The sequence below is a fragment of the Spinactinospora alkalitolerans genome (genome assembly GCF_013408795.1).
GTDB classification, from domain to species: Bacteria; Actinomycetota; Actinomycetes; order Streptosporangiales; family Streptosporangiaceae; genus Spinactinospora; species Spinactinospora alkalitolerans.
In genome coordinates, this window is record NZ_JACCCC010000001.1 from 2,118,092 (window position 1) to 2,132,821 (window position 14,730).

At 72.3% G+C, this 14,730-nt stretch carries 11 protein-coding genes; 7 read left to right on the top strand and 4 right to left on the bottom strand.

The window, feature by feature from the left end; all coding sequences use genetic code 11:
* Positions 1 to 81: 81 nt before the first annotated feature.
* From HDA32_RS09405 to HDA32_RS09430, 6 genes are all read left to right on the top strand, one after another.
* Positions 82 to 867, top strand: a complete 786-nt coding sequence (locus tag HDA32_RS09405; protein ID WP_179642823.1) for an ATP-binding cassette domain-containing protein — start codon at positions 82 to 84, stop codon at positions 865 to 867.
* Entirely contained in the window at positions 867 to 2,117 is a 1,251-nt protein-coding gene (locus HDA32_RS09410) for a sugar ABC transporter permease (protein ID WP_179642824.1), read from the top strand. The genes HDA32_RS09405 and HDA32_RS09410 overlap by 1 nt, the downstream gene beginning before the upstream one ends.
* A 238-nt stretch (positions 2,118 to 2,355) precedes the next feature.
* Positions 2,356 to 3,075, top strand: a complete 720-nt coding sequence (locus tag HDA32_RS09415) for a sulfite exporter TauE/SafE family protein (protein WP_179642825.1) — start codon at positions 2,356 to 2,358, stop codon at positions 3,073 to 3,075.
* Between the two features lie 87 nt (positions 3,076 to 3,162).
* Positions 3,163 to 3,735 (top strand): G/U mismatch-specific DNA glycosylase, encoded by a 573-nt coding sequence (gene mug / locus HDA32_RS09420; protein WP_179642826.1) that lies wholly within the window; start codon positions 3,163 to 3,165, stop codon positions 3,733 to 3,735.
* A gap of 135 nt (positions 3,736 to 3,870) precedes the next feature.
* On the top strand, positions 3,871 to 5,784 hold the full coding sequence (gene dxs / locus HDA32_RS09425) for a 1-deoxy-D-xylulose-5-phosphate synthase (protein WP_179642827.1): 1,914 nt from the start codon (positions 3,871 to 3,873) through the stop codon (positions 5,782 to 5,784).
* A 49-nt stretch (positions 5,785 to 5,833) separates the two neighbouring features.
* Entirely contained in the window at positions 5,834 to 7,192 is a 1,359-nt protein-coding gene (locus tag HDA32_RS09430; protein WP_179642828.1) for an FAD-dependent oxidoreductase, read from the top strand.
* A 61-nt stretch (positions 7,193 to 7,253) separates the two neighbouring features.
* On the opposite strand, the gene HDA32_RS09435 is transcribed toward HDA32_RS09430, so the two are convergent.
* Entirely contained in the window at positions 7,254 to 8,285 is a 1,032-nt protein-coding gene (locus HDA32_RS09435) for a neutral zinc metallopeptidase (RefSeq protein ID WP_179642829.1), read from the bottom strand.
* Positions 8,286 to 8,401: 116 nt separating this feature from the next.
* The gene (locus HDA32_RS09440) at positions 8,402 to 9,172 is read right to left on the bottom strand and encodes a TetR/AcrR family transcriptional regulator (protein WP_312863105.1); all 771 of its coding nucleotides are present in this window, start codon (positions 9,170 to 9,172) and stop codon (positions 8,402 to 8,404) included.
* A 159-nt stretch (positions 9,173 to 9,331) separates the two neighbouring features.
* Between HDA32_RS09440 and HDA32_RS09445 the strand changes: the two genes are divergently transcribed.
* A complete protein-coding gene (locus tag HDA32_RS09445; protein ID WP_179642830.1) occupies positions 9,332 to 11,524 on the top strand; it encodes an MMPL family transporter in 2,193 nt (730 codons plus the stop codon).
* A gap of 67 nt (positions 11,525 to 11,591) precedes the next feature.
* Here HDA32_RS09445 and HDA32_RS09450 read toward each other — a convergent pair whose 3' ends face one another.
* Complete coding sequence (locus tag HDA32_RS09450; RefSeq protein ID WP_179642831.1) at positions 11,592 to 12,197, bottom strand: STM3941 family protein; 606 nt, start codon at positions 12,195 to 12,197, stop codon at positions 11,592 to 11,594.
* Positions 12,198 to 12,521: 324 nt separating this feature from the next.
* Positions 12,522 to 14,615 carry a 3-hydroxyacyl-CoA dehydrogenase NAD-binding domain-containing protein gene (locus tag HDA32_RS09455; RefSeq protein WP_179642832.1) on the bottom strand — a complete coding sequence of 698 codons (2,094 nt, stop codon included), beginning with the start codon at positions 14,613 to 14,615 and terminating at the stop codon, positions 12,522 to 12,524.
* Between the last annotated feature and the right edge of the window lie 115 nt (positions 14,616 to 14,730).

Sequence of the window (14,730 nt, forward strand, 5' to 3'; positions counted from 1 at the left end):
CCACCCACCCGTCCGGCGCCCTCCCGGGGACCAGCAGGGGATCGAACGGACCCCGCCGGGGGCGGAGATTTAGGGAAGCCAATGAGCGAACCAGTCCTGGAACTCTCCGGGATTTCCAAGAGATTCGGCGCGGTGCAGGCGCTCAGCGAGGTGGACCTGCGGGTGCACCCCGGCGAGGTCGTGGCCCTGCTCGGCGACAACGGCGCCGGCAAGTCCACGCTCGTCAAGGTGATCGCGGGCGTGAACCCCGCCGACACCGGCGAGATCCGCTGGGAGGGCAGGCCCGTCGGCATCGGCAAGCCCAGCGACGCCCAGAACCTCGGCATCGCCACCATCTACCAGGACCTCGCGCTCTGCGACAACCTGGACATCGTCGCCAACCTCTTCATCGGCAACGAGCGGACCACCGCCGGCATCCTGGACGAGCTGGAGATGGAGCGGCGGGCCCAGGAGCTGCTCGACTCGCTCTCGGTGCGGATTCCCAGCCTGCGGGTGCCGGTGGCCTCGCTGTCCGGCGGCCAGCGCCAGATCATCGCGATCGCCCGCTCCCTGCTGGGCGACCCCAAGGTCGTCATGCTGGACGAGCCCACGGCCGCGCTGGGCGTGGCCCAGACCGCGCAGGTCCTCGACCTGATCGAGCGGCTGCGCGACAAGGGGCTCGGCGTCATCCTGATCAGCCACAACATGGCCGACGTCCGCGCGGTCGCCGACCGCGCGGCCGTCCTGCGGCTCGGCCGCAACGCGGGTGACTTCCACGTCGAGGACACCAGCTACGAGGAGATCGTGGCGGCCATCACGGGAGCCGCGGACAACCCCGTCGCACGGCGGGCCGGGCGCGTCGCGGTGTCGGGATCGGAGGAAGCGTGATGGCTCAGCAGACCCCAGTCGCCAACACCGCGGAGGGCACCCGGGACCCCCGGTTGGTCGTCGACACCGCTTCACCGAGCGGACTGCTCTCGGGGGCCGTGCGTCGGATACGCGGCGGCGAGCTCGGCTCGCTGCCGGTCATCCTCGGGCTCATCGTCATCGGGGTGGTCTTCCAGTCGCTCAACGCCAACTTCCTGACGCCGCAGAACCTGTCCAACCTCGCCGTGCAGATGGTCGCGGTCGGCCTGATGTCGAGCGGCGTCATCATGGTGCTGCTGCTCGGTGAGATCGACCTGTCGGTCGGCTCCGTCGCCGGCGTCTCGGGCGTGGTGCTCGCGGTCTGCGCGGTCAGGTACGGGCTGCCCGAGATCGTGGCGATCATCGCGGCCGTGCTGACCGGCCTGGTGATCGGGACGCTGCACGGCACGGTCTTCGCCAAGGTCGGGGTCCCGGCGTTCGTCGTCACCCTGGCCGGCCTCATCGGCTGGCAGGGCGCGCAGATCTACCTGCTCGGCTCCAACGGCACCATCAACATCGGCTACGACGGCGCGATCGCCTACCTGACCCAGACCTACTTCGTGCCCGTGGTCGGCTGGGCCATCGGCATCGCGGCGGTCGGCCTGTACTTCGGCTCCACGTTCCTGGGCGAGCGCCGCCGCATCGCCGCCGGCCTGCCGGCCAAGTCCACCGCCGAGGTCGTGGTCCGCACCGTCCTGCTGGCGATCCCGGTCTTCGGCGCGATCGCGGTGTTCAACCAGTACAAGGGTGTCCCGCTGGCGTTCCTGATCTTCGTCGGGTTCGTGGTGGCCTTCGACCTGATGCTGCGCAAGACCCGCTACGGGCGCATGGTGTTCGCCGTCGGCGGCAGCGCCGAGGCGGCCCGCCGCGCCGGCATCAACGTCGACCTGATCCGGATCTCGGTGTTCGCGCTGGCCTCCGCGCTCTCCGCGGTGGGCGGCATCCTCATGGTGTCGCGCGGCTTCGCGGTCAGCCAGTCCAGCGGCGGCGGCGACGAGCTCATGATGGCGATCGCCGCGGCGGTCATCGGCGGCACCAGCCTCTTCGGCGGCCGCGGCAACGCCTACTCGGCGCTGCTGGGCGGCCTGGTCCTCTACGCCATCGCCTCCGGCCTGTTCCTGCTGCAGATGGACTCCTCGGTCCGGTTCATGATCACCGCGGCGGTGCTGCTCATCGCGGTCGTCCTGGACTCCCTGTCGCGGCGCAGCCGCAAGACCCACGCCCGAGGCTGAAAAGAGCCGAGGGCATCCCAACCCGGCCGCGCCGCCACCCACCCCACTCCACTCCGGCGCGCGTGGCCGGCCGCGGCACCCCCGGAGATCCCTCCCCTCCGGGGGTGCCCGCTTGCGTCCGCCGCCGTCCGCGTGGCCCGGTCGACCCCGGTCGGTCCCGGCGGGATCGGACAGCCCATCATCAGATGTCCGACCTCTTTATCCCTACCGGGACGGCGGGAATATAGCGTGGACAGTCGTGCCGGACTTCCTCTTCCTCATCGCCGCGGGCACCGCGGTGCTCCTTGGCGCCATGGTGCAGGGCGGCGTCGGCCTCGGACTGGGGCTGGTCGCCGCGCCGGTGATCTCCCTGCTCGACCCCGGCCTCATGCCCGGTTCGATGCTGATCACCACGGCCGTGCTGCCCATGCTGACCCTGGGATCGGAGTGGCGGCACACCGACTGGCGCGGCATCGGCTGGGGCATGGGCGGCCGGCTGTTCGGCACCGCGGCCGGCGTGTGGATCGTTGCGGCCCTCGACCCGCGGATGCTCGGCGGGGCCGTCGGGGCAATGGTGCTGGCCGCCGTGGTGCTGTCGCTGTGGGACCTGCGGATGCGCATCACCCCGTGGACGCTCACGGCCGCCGGCCTGGTCTCCGGCGTGACGGGCACCGCGACCTCCATCGGCGGGCCGCCCATGGCACTGCTCTACCAGCACGAGCCCGGTCCGCGTGTGCGCGCCACGCTGGCCGGCTACTTCATAATCGGGGTCAGCGTCTCGCTGGTCGCCCTGGGCCTGGGCGGACAGCTCCCGGCCCGCCAGGTGTGGATCGGCGCGGCCCTGATCCCCTTCGTGGTGGCGGGCTTCCTGCTGGGCCGCCCGCTGCGGCGGGTCGTCGACGCGGGCAAGATGCGCATCGCCCTGCTGGCCGTCGTGACCGTCTCCGGCGTCGTCCTGCTGCTCCAGTCGCTGCTGTGATCCGCTGTCCGCCCGCGGGCGCGCGGTGGCGGAGGTCATCGCCGAGGCCCCGGTGCGCGCGCGGCGCGGGAGATAGTCTGGAGGCCTATGGCCAGGCCCTCCAAGGACGACCTCCGAAACGCACACGGCGCCACCGTTCCCGACGTGCTCGCACCAGGACTCGACGTGCTGTTCTGCGGGATCAACCCCGGCCTGTACTCCGGCCACACCGGGTTGCACTTCGCCAGACCGGGCAACCGCTTCTGGCCGGCGCTGCACGCCTCGGGGTTCACCCCGCGGCTGCTGAGCCCCGCCGAGCAGCACCTGCTGCCCGAATGGGGGCTCGGCATCACCAACCTCGTCGCCCGCGCCACGGCGCGCGCCGACGAACTGACGGCCGAGGAGCTGCGCGAGGGCGGCGCGGTGCTGCGGCGCCGCCTGCGCGAGTACCGCCCCGCCCTGCTGGCGGTGCTCGGCGTGACGGCCTACCGGCAGGCGTTCGCCCGGCCCGATGCGCGGATCGGGCCGCGGGACGAGACCGTCGGCGGCACACCGGTCTGGGTGCTGCCCAATCCCAGCGGCCTCAACGCGCACTGGAGCGCCGAGGCCATCGCGGAGGAGCTGGCCAGGGTGCGCGGGCGGGCGGCCGGAATCCCCGGCGGCCGCAGCGCATTCGACTGAACAAGCGTGTTCGGGTGAGATAGGTTTCGGGCAAGAGCCGCCCAAGGCTGCTTTTAAACTCGGTGCACGGTGCGTGTCGGGGGCGCCCGCACCACTGGCACGGCACATGGCCCGCTGATGAGGGGAATGACGAGAGTGACGCTGCTCGAGTCGGTGAAGAATCCGGACGACCTGAAGAAACTCGCGGCCGACGAGCTTCCCCGGCTGGCGGGCGAGATCCGTGAGTTCCTCGTCTCGAAGGTCTCCCGGACCGGAGGGCACCTGGGGCCGAACCTGGGGGTCGTCGAGCTCACCATCGCGATGCACCGCGTGTTCGACTCCCCGCGCGATCCGATCCTGTTCGACACCGGTCACCAGTCCTACGTGCACAAGATGCTGACCGGGCGCCAGGACTTCGCCGACCTGCGCCGGCAGGGCGGCCTGTCCGGCTACCCCTCGCGCGCGGAGTCCGAGCACGACTTCATCGAGAACTCCCACGCCTCCACCTCGCTGTCCTACGCCGACGGCCTGGCCAAGGCCAACAAGCTGCGGGGCGACACCGACCGCACGGTCGTCGCCGTCATCGGCGACGGCGCGCTCACCGGCGGCATGGCCTGGGAGGCGCTGAACAACATCGCCGCCGGCCGCGACCGCCGCCTCGTCATCGTGGTCAACGACAACGGCCGCTCCTACTCGCCCACGATCGGCGGGCTGGCCGACCACCTGGCGTCGCTGCGCATGACGCAGGGCTACGAGCAGGTGCTCGACATCGCCAAGAGCACCATCAACCGCGCCCCCGTCGTCGGCCCGCCGCTGTACGAGGCGCTGCACGGCCTGAAGAAGGGCCTCAAGGACGCCATCCAGCCGCAGGTGATGTTCGAGGACCTCGGCATCAAGTACCTCGGCCCGATCGACGGCCACGACGAGCAGACGGTGGAGAAGGCACTGCGCCGCGCCCGCGACTTCGGCGGGCCGGTCATCGTGCACTGCCTGACCCAGAAGGGCAAGGGCTACGCCCCGGCGGAGAACCACGAGGAGGACCAGTTCCACTCCCTCGGCGCGTTCGACGCCGAGACCGGCGTCGCCAAGCCCAAGGCCGGGCTGCAGTGGACGTCGGTGTTCAGTGAGGAGATGGTCCGGCTCGGCGCCGAGCGCGACGACATCGTGGCCATCACGGCGGCCATGCTGCACCCCACCGGCCTCGCGGAGTTCGCCGAGGCCTACCCCGACCGCATCTACGACGTCGGCATCGCCGAGCAGCACGCTGCGACCTCGGCCGCGGGCCTGGCCATGGGCGGGATGCACCCGGTCGTCGCGGTCTACGCGACGTTCCTCAACCGCTGCTTCGACCAGGTGCTGATGGACGTCGCCCTGCACCGCCAGGGCGTCACGTTCTGCCTCGACCGCGCCGGCGTCACCGGTGACGACGGCGCCAGCCACAACGGCATGTGGGACCTGTCCATCCTGCAGGTCGTCCCGAACCTCGGCCTGGCGGTCCCGCGCGACGCCGCACGGCTGCGCGAGCTGCTGCGCGAGGCGGTCGCCGTCGACGACGGCCCCACCGTCGTGCGCTACCCCAAGGGCGGCGTCGCGGCCGAGATCGAGGCCGTCGGCCACGTGGGCTCCATGGACGTGCTGCGCCGCGCGACCCGGGGCGGCCACTCCGAGGACCTGCTGCTCGTCGCGGTCGGCTCCATGGCCGAGACCTGCTGCGAGGTCGCCGACCGCATGGCCGACCAGGGCATCGGCGTCACCGTCGTCGACCCCCGCTGGGTCAAGCCGCTCGACCCGGCGCTGGCCGACGAGGCCGCCCGCCACAGCGTGGTCGCGGTGGTCGAGGACAACGGCCGCGTGGGCGCCGTCGGCGACGCCGTCGCCCGCGCGCTGCGCGATGCCGACCTCGACATCCCGGTCCGCACGTTCGGCGTCGAGCAGGGGTTCCTGGACCACGCCAAGCGCGACGAGATCCTGGCCGAGATGGGGCTCACCTCCCAGGACCTGGCCCGCAGGCTCACCGAGACGGTCTCCCGGCACACCGAGCGGTCCATGGAGGACGAGCCGGCGCGTTAGGGCCCCGGTCCTCGAGCGGGGCGCGGAGCGAGTGCGCGACAATGGGGGCATGACCACACCCGACCCCCTGCGCGTGGCGGTGATCGGCTCCGGCCCCGCGGGCATCTACACCGCGGACGCCCTGACCCGGCAGCGACGCGAGACCGTGGCCGTGGACGTGCTCGACCGGCTGCCCACCCCCTACGGCCTGGTGCGCTACGGCGTCGCGCCGGACCACACCACCATCAAGGGCGTGGCGCGCACCCTGCGCGAGGTACTGGAGAACCCGCAGGTGCGCTTCATCGGCGCGGTGGAGTTCGGCCGGGACCTCACCCGCGACGACCTCGCCCGCGCCTACCACGCGGTCGTCTACGCCACCGGCGCCACCGTCGACCGCAGGCTCGGCGTCCCCGGCGAGGACCTGCCCGGGAGCGTGGCGGCCACCGACTTCGTCAACTGGTACTGCGGCCACCCCGACGCCGAGGTCGAGCGCTTCCTGCTCGACGCGGAGGAGGTGGCGGTCGTCGGCGTGGGCAACGTCGCGCTGGACGTCGTGCGCATCCTGGCCAAGGGCGCCGACGAACTGCACCGCACCGACATTCCCCAGCCGATGCTGGACGTGCTCGCGGCCAGCCGGGTGCGCCGGATCCACCTGCTCGGCCGGCGCGGTCCGGCGCAGGCCAAGTTCACCGCCAACGAGCTGCGCGAGCTCGGCCGGCTCGGCACCGCCGACGTGGTCGTGCGCCCCGATGAGATCGACGTCGACCTCAACAGCGAGGCCATGCTGCGCGCGGCCCGCCCGGCCCGCACCAACCTCAAGATCCTCACCGAGTGGGCCGGACGCGAGCCGGCCGGACGCGAACGCCGCGTGGACGTGCGCTTCTGGCTGCGGCCGGTCGCCCTGCACGGCGAGGGGCGGGTCAGCGCCCTGGAGGCCGAGCGCACCGCGCTCGACGGCGAGGGGCGGCTGGTGGGCACCGGTGAGCGCGAGACGCTCCCGGTGGGGATGGTCTTCCGCTCCATCGGCTACGCCAGCGTCCCGCTGCCGGGCGTGCCCTTCGACGCGGCCGCGCGCACGGTCCCGCACGACCAGGGCAGGGTGCTCGACGCCGAAGGCGGCGCAGCGGTGCACGGCGACTACGTGGCCGGCTGGCTCAAGCGCGGCGCCTCGGGCGTGATCGGCACGAACAAGTCCGACGCCGCGGCGACCGTCCGCTCGCTGCTGGACGACGCGCCGGCGCTGCGCGCGGCCCGCACCGGCCTGATGCCCGTCGAGGAGATCCTGCGGGGAACCGGGGCCACCGCCACCACCTACGCCGACTGGCTGGCCATCGACGCCGCCGAGGCGGCCCGCGCTTCGGAGCTGGAGCGCGGGGAACGGGTCAAGCTCCTGGGCTGGGACGAGCTCTACGAGGCCATGCGGCGCTGACCCGGTCGGCCCCGCGGAAGAGGGCCCCGTCCGTCCCGGGGCGGCCTCCCCGCAGGCGCCGTCACCCGGTCAGGGTCCGGCTGGCGGCGAAGGTGTTGCACCCCTCGACGGTGTCGAGCTCCCACCCCTCCTCGAACCAGTGCATGCGGTTGCCGGAGCTGCCGTGGGTGTCGAGGTCGCCGCTGCTGCCGTTGAAGGTCTCGTTGATGAAGGACGCGTCGGCGGCGTCGTAGTCGGCGAAGGCCCCGACCGCCACGCCGCTGAAGCACTCGGCCTGCAACTCGGTGCGGCGCAGCACGTCCAGCGCCTCGTTCTCCGAGGACGCCGCGTACTCCATCTCGTAGGTCTCCATCAGGATCTCGGTCTGCCCCTGGACGTGGTGGCCGTACTCGTGCGCGAGCAGGGCGACCCACACGCGCTCGTCGGCGCCGCCGGGGACGGTCGTCGCGACCTCGGTGACGCTGGGCAGCAGCACGCTGATGGACATGTCCCGGTCCTGGTAGAAGGCGAGGGTCAGGCCCTCCTCGTCACTGGTGACCATGTCGTCGGGCGCCTCGCTGAGGATGTGGAAGCCGGGCGACTCCGGCCGCAGGCCGAGCTCCTCCAGGCGGGGGTGCCAGATCTCGTCGAGGCACCCGCCGACCTCGGCGCTGAACGCCTCCCAGGACGCGGCTGAGCGGGGGTTGAGGTCGGGGACGGCGCAGTCGACCGCTTCGGGGGCCGGGAGCGCGTACATCGGGTGGTCGCCGACCTCGATCTCCACGGGCTCGCCGGCCCAGTAGCGGCGGGCGTCGTACATCTCGGTCGGGTCCGGTTTGGCGCCGGAGACGGGGGTGCCGTCGAGGGAGACGAAGACCAGCGTGGCGCAGACCGTCAGGGCGACCGCGGCGACCAGGGCCGAACCGCCGGCGGTGAGCCACACGGCGGTGGACGGCCCGCCGACCGGGGGCGCGGCCGGGGGCGGTGCGGGGGGCCGGGCGCCGAGGGGCGGCCCGGCCGGGTGGGCCCCGGTGAGGACGTCGCGGGGCGGGGCGGGGGGAAACGGGGTCGGCTCCGGGCCGGGCTCTCGCTCACCGCCGCGGATGGTGTCCAATGGTGATCCTTTGGTGCGGGGGGTCGGAATCGAGGGTGATCAACTCTATTCGGACACCGCACCGCCGCGGCAACCGCGCCGGCCCGCCCCGCCGGCCCGGAGAGGCCGCGGGCCTCTTACCCGGGCGGGCGGTACTCCACGCCCGCGGTGGTGAGGATCTCGCGCACCTCGGCCTCGAACAGCGGCTCCATGTCGTCCATCACGAACGCCAGGTGGTCGAAGACCTCCATGCAGACGAGGCCGTAGAGGCGGACCCAGCACGCCATGAGGACGCGCAGCGCGCCGTGGGAGGCGCTGTCGGCGAGGAAGCCGGTGTGCTCGGCGAAGTGCTCGAGCTGCCGGCAGAGCGCCGGGGAGAGCTCCTCGTCGGGCGGGGGAGTGAACCGCCGCTGCCGCAGGAGCTCGTCGAAGAGCGTGAAGAAGGTGGCGGCGAAGCGCTGCCCGGCCTCGGCCGCGACGCCCTCGTCGGGGTCCCTCCGGTGCGGGCTCGGCGGGCCGAACAGGAGGGTGAACTCCGCGCGGTTGGCCAGCGCCCAGGAGCGGAACGCGCGCAGCGACCCCAGGATGCGGCCGTCGACGTCGTCGGCCGGCAGCGCCCGGTCGGCGTCGCCGACCGCCTCGGACAGCTCGTCGAAGAAGTCGGCCCGCAGCGACTGCAGCAGGTCGTCGAGGCCGGCGTAGTAGCGGTAGAGGCCCGGCGCGGTCATGCCCATCTCCCGGGCGATGGCCCGCAGCGAGACGCCGGGGAGTCCCTGCTCGATGAGGTGCAGGCGGGCGATGCCCTTGATCTCCCGCAGCGTGGCCTCGCGCACGCGCTCCCTGCGCGAGGGCCGCGGGGCCGGCCCGGCCTTCTCCTCGGCCCGCCCTGATATCGCCTGTTTCGGCACGCCTCTTCCTTCGTGTGATCCGACCCGAATCCGGACATGTCGTGTGTCACATCGACGCTGTGCTAATGGGGTAATTTTGAGTGAACCCCGTAAGCTAACATCGTTTACTCATCTTATGCGCATTCACTTCACGTTAACAGCATGTCGAGGAGCGGATTCATGTTCTCAGCGCTGGGCCGGTTCGCCTACCGCGGGCGCGCCTGGGTGCTCGTCGTCACCGCGCTCTTCGTGGCGTTCGCGGCCGTGTGGGGCACCGGTCTGTTCAGCGCGGTCAGCGACGGCGGCTTCGAGGACCCCGGAGCCGAGTCCACCCGGGCCACCGAGGTCCTGGAGGAGGAGCTCGGCCACGACGCGGCCGACGTCGTCGCGGTCTACCGCAGCATCGACCTGCCCGTGGACAACCAGATGTTCGTCTTCTCCGTCCGGCAGATGCTCGACGACCTGCCCGAGGACAGGGTCAGATCGGCGACCTCCTACCTGGACGAGGGCCTGTCCGACCGCGAGCGCGGCGTGCTCGTCTCCGAGGACCGGCACGCCACCTACGTCGCCATCACCCTGGAGGGCGACGACAAGGCCGAGCGCATGGCCAACTTCGAGGCGATCGCCGACGACCTCGACGCCGGGCAGCTGGAGACCCACCTCGGCGGCCCCATCGCGGTCGAGCACGAGCTGTCGGCCGAGGCCGAGAGCGACGTCGTGCGCGCCGAGCTGATCTCGCTGCCGATCCTGCTCGTGCTGCTGGTGGTGATCTTCGGCGGCGTGGTCGCGGCCCTCATGCCGCTGGCCGTGGGCGGGCTGGCCATCCTCGGCTCGCTGACGCTGCTGCGCGCGCTCACCTACGTCACCGACGTCTCGGTGTTCGCCGTCAACGTCGCCACCCTGCTCGGCCTCGGACTGGCCATCGACTACGGGCTGTTCCTGGTGAACCGGTTCCGGGAGGAGCTGCACCGCACCGGCGACGTGGCCGCGGCGCTGCCGCCCACGCTGTCCACGGCCGGGCGCACGGTCGCATTCTCCGGCGTCACCGTCATGATCGCCTTCGCCGGCCTGATGTTCTTCCCGCAGCCGATCCTGCGCTCGATCGGCCTGGGCGGCATCGCCGTGGTGCTGTTCGACATGGTCGCCGCGCTGGTGGTGCTGCCGGCCCTGCTCGCGGTGATCGGCCGCAGGGTGGACGCGCTGCGGCTGCTCCCGCGCCGCGGCAAGGGCGCGGGCGCCGTCGCGGCCGGGACGGGCGCCTGGGCGCGCCTGGCGTACAGCGTCATGCGGCGGCCGGTGCTCTACCTCCTCACCGTCGGCGCGGTGCTGGTGGCCTTCGCCTCGGCGCTGCTGTCCAACGAGGTGGGCTCCACCGACCAGCGCTACCTGCCCGAGGACTCCGGCAGCCGCATCGCCACCGAGTCGCTGCGGGAGGACTTCCCCGCGGGCGGGACCGGCCGGATCGGCATCGCCGTCACCGGGCCCGTCGACGAGGCGGCGCTGGAGGACTACGCCGAGCGGCTCGGGCGGCTGGACGGCGCGGTCGGCGCCGGCCTCGAGCGCGCCTCGGGCGAGACCGCGCACGTCACGGTCGGCTACGAGGGCGAGGTCGACGACGAGGCGACCGGGGACCTGGTGCGCGAGGTGCGCGCCGAGCCGGAGCCCGAGGGCGCCGAGGAGGTCCTCGTCGGCGGTACCGCGGCCCAGCAGATCGACAACATCAGCGCGATCGTCGACGCCGTTCCCTGGGCCCTGGTGACGGTCACCGCGGTGACCGTCGTGCTGCTGTTCATGGCCTTCGGGTCGGTGGTGCTGCCGCTCAAGGCGGTGCTGATGGGCTTCCTGTCGCTCGGCGCGTCGCTCGGCGTGGTCATCTGGGGCTTCCAGGAGGGGCACCTGGCCGGCCTGCTCGGCTTCGACGCCGTGGGCACGATGGACCCGACCTACCTGGTGCTGATCCTGATCGTGGCCTTCGGCCTGGCGATGGACTACGAGCTGTTCCTGCTCAGCCGGGTGCGCGAGGAGTACCTGAGGACGGGGGACAACACCCACTCGGTCGCCGTCGGGCTGCAGCGCACCGGCGGGATCATCACCAGCGCCGCGCTGCTGCTGGTCGTGGTGCTGGCCGCCATGGGCTCCTCGGACCTGCTGTTCCTGAAGATCATGGGGATCGGCCTGGCCATGGCGGTCGTCGTGGACGCCACCCTGGTGCGGGCGCTGCTGGTGCCGGCCACGATGCGGCTGCTCGGCAGCGCCAACTGGTGGCTGCCGCGGCCGCTGCGGTGGCTGCACGACCGCGTCGGCGTCAGCGAGGGCGAGGAGACCCCGGAGCCGCGCGGCAGCGAGGATCGCGAGCTCACCCGGACCGGCTGAGCGGCGCGGACGGAGCGGAGAACGCGGGCGCCGCCGGATCCGGCGGCGCCCGCGTCCCTTCGTCGCCTCAGCTCTCCCACCGCCCGCTCGCCCGGTCGTCCGGGATCCGCGCGCCGGGTGCGCGGCGGTCGGTGAAGTGCAGGTCGGGCCGGCGCCGGCGGGCCTCCTCGACGATCTCGGCCACGTCGTGGTTCCAGCTCGACCTGATGTGCAGGGAGTAGCGCAGCTCCCAGGGCGGCTCGATGCTCGGCACCTCCCCGTCGGCCGACGGGGAGGGGTGCTCCCGCTGCGGCACGAACGCCAGGTAGTGGTGTTGGGCGGTGCCGCCCTGGTACGGGATCTTCTGGGTGTAGGCGGTGATTCCGGCGATCCGGTCCCAGGGCAGGCGGTGGTCCTCGATCCGGTTGCGGGGCCAGGGGACCGCGACGCACACGCCCTCGTCGTCCATCTCCAGGACGGGGCGCCGGGACAGGGAGCTGCTGGAGGCCAGGAGCCCGCCGCCGCCGAACAGCACGATGGCGAGCGTCCCCAGGACGACGGTGCCCCTGGAGCCCTCCAGGACCATCGCGACGCCCGCTGCGACGAAGACCAGGCAGCCCGCGGCCAGCCACACCCCCTCCCACGTGAACCGGAAGCGGCTGCGGACCGTGAACGACCGCGCTGGGCTCGCCATGGCCCCAAGAATAGGTCGCGCACCGGGCCGCTGTGAAACAGCACACGCCCGAACCCCGCCCTCAGCCACTGAGAGGTCTGAAGTCCCGGGCGCAGGGGCTCGCGGAGAACGGGCACTCCCCCGTGTGGCCGAAGGCCCGGTTTCCGCGGGAGTGCCCGGCTCCGCGCGGAGCACATCGGATCACTCCGGGATCCAGGCCGCAACCACGGTGCCGGCCTGCTCCCAAGGCGGAGTCGGCTTCGCGCGCGGGCGCGCGGTTCTCTCCACGGGCCTTCGGCCACACGAGAGAACCGCACACCCGCACGGCCCCTTCGGGCTGGGGCCCTACAGCGCCTTCAGCCCGTTCGGGTGGAACGGGGCGCCGTTGACCTTCTCGGCGATGCCGGAGCGGTCCAGGTAGGGCGTGATCCCGCCGAGATGGAACGGCCAGCCGGCACCGGTGATCAGGCACAGATCGATGTCGGCCGGTTCGGCCACGACCCCCTCGTCGAGCATGATCCGGATCTCACGGGCCAGCGCCTCCAGGGCGCGGTTGAGGATCTCCGGCTCGGCCGAGGGCTTGTCCCCGCCGCTGAACAGCGCCTTGACCTCGGGGTCGATCGCGAAGTCCTGGCCGAAGACCTCGGTCCTGCCCGACTCCACCAGCCTGCGGTGCTGCTCGGAGACCGCGAAGCGCTCGGGGAAGGCCGCGTTCAGGGTCTCCGACACGTGCAGCGCGACGGCCGGGCCGACCAGTTGGAGCAGCAGCAGCGGCGACATCGGCAGGCCGAGCGGTGCGACCGCGCGGTCGGCGGCCTCGGGCTCGGTGCCCTCCTCGACCGCGGCCAGCACCTCGCCCATGAACAGGGTGAGCAGCCGGTTGACCACGAACGCCGGAGCGTCCTTGACCAGCACCGCGCTCTTCTTCAGCCCCTTGGCGGTGGCGAACGCCGTGGCCAGCGCTGCGTCGTCGGTCCGCTCACCGCGGATGATCTCCAGCAGCGGCAGCACCGCGACCGGGTTGAAGAAGTGGAAGCCCACCACGCGTTCGGGGTGCTCCAGCCCGCCGGCCATCTCGGTGATCGACAGCGAGGAGGTGTTGGTCGCCAGGATCGCCTCGGGCGAGACGAACCGCTCGACCTCGGCGAAGACGTCCTGCTTGACCTCCATCCTCTCGAAGACGGCCTCGATCACGAAGTCGGCGTCGGAGAAGGCCTCGTAGGACAGCGAGCCGCCGACCAGGCTCTTGAGCCGGTTGGCCTGGTCCGCGGAGACGCGACCCTTGGCCGCCAGCTTGTCGACCTCGCCGTGGACGTGGCCCACGCCCCGGTCCAGCCGCTCCTGGTCGAGGTCGGTCATGACGACCGGGACGCCGAGCCGCCGCGCGAACAGCAGCGCCAGTTGGCCGGCCATCAGACCGGCGCCGATGACGCCGACCTTGGTGACCTTGCGGGCCAGCGTCTTGTCCGGCGCGCCGGCGGGGCGGCGGGCCCGCTTCTGGGTGAGGTCGAAGGCGTAGAGGCCGGCCTTGAGCTCGTCACTCATGATCAGGTCGGCCAGCGCCTCGTCCTCGGCGGCGAAGCCCTCGTCGCGGGTGCGGTTCTTCGCCTCGGCCACCAGCTCCAGCGCGCGCACCGGAGCCGGCGCCGCGCCGTGCAGCCTGCCCTCGACCATGAAGCGGGCGTTGCCGACCGCCTGGTCCCACGCCTCGCCCTTGTCCACGGCCGCGCGCTCGACGGTGACGTCGCCCTTGACGACCCTGGCCGCCCAGCGCAGCGACTCCTCGACGAAGTCGGCCGGCTCGAACATCGCGTCGGCGATGCCCATCTCGAAGACCTGCGGGCCCTTGATCGTCTTGTTCTGGGCCAGCGGGTTGTCGATGACGAGCTTGAGTGCCTTCTCCGCGCCGATCAGGTTGGGCAGCAGGTAGGTGCCGCCCCAGCCCGGCACCAGGCCGAGGAATGCCTCCGGCAGCGCGACCGCCGGGACGCCGGAGGAGACGGTGCGGTAGCGGCAGTGCAGCGCCACCTCCAGGCCGCCGCCCATGGCGGCGCCGTTGACGAACGCGAACGTCGGCACGTCGGTCTCGCCGAGCTTGCGGAACACGTCGTGGCCCAGTCTGCCGATGGCGTGCGCCTGCTCGCGGGTGCGCACCTTCGGCACGCCGTTGAGGTCGGCGCCGACGGCGAAGATGAACGGCTTGCCGGTGACGGCGATCGCGGCGATGTCGCTGCGCGCGGTGGCGGCGTCGACGGCCTCGCCCAGGCTGAGCAGGCCGCCGGGGCCGAAGGTGTTGGGCTTGGTGTGGTCGTGCCCGTTGTCCAGGGTGATCAGGACGGCGGTGCCCGCTCCGTAGGGAAGCTCCACGTCGCGCGAGAGCGCCCTGGTGACGACCTCGTCGGCGAACAGATCGCGGGCTTCCTCGATCGCGCTGCTCACTTGTCCCCCTCGTAGCCGGTGTTCTCAGTTCTCATGGGTCGCTCGTGCTCCCCGCTCCCTGCGCGGCCGGCCGAAGGGGCGGCCTTCGGCGTCGCGGCCGTCCACTGCGCTCGCT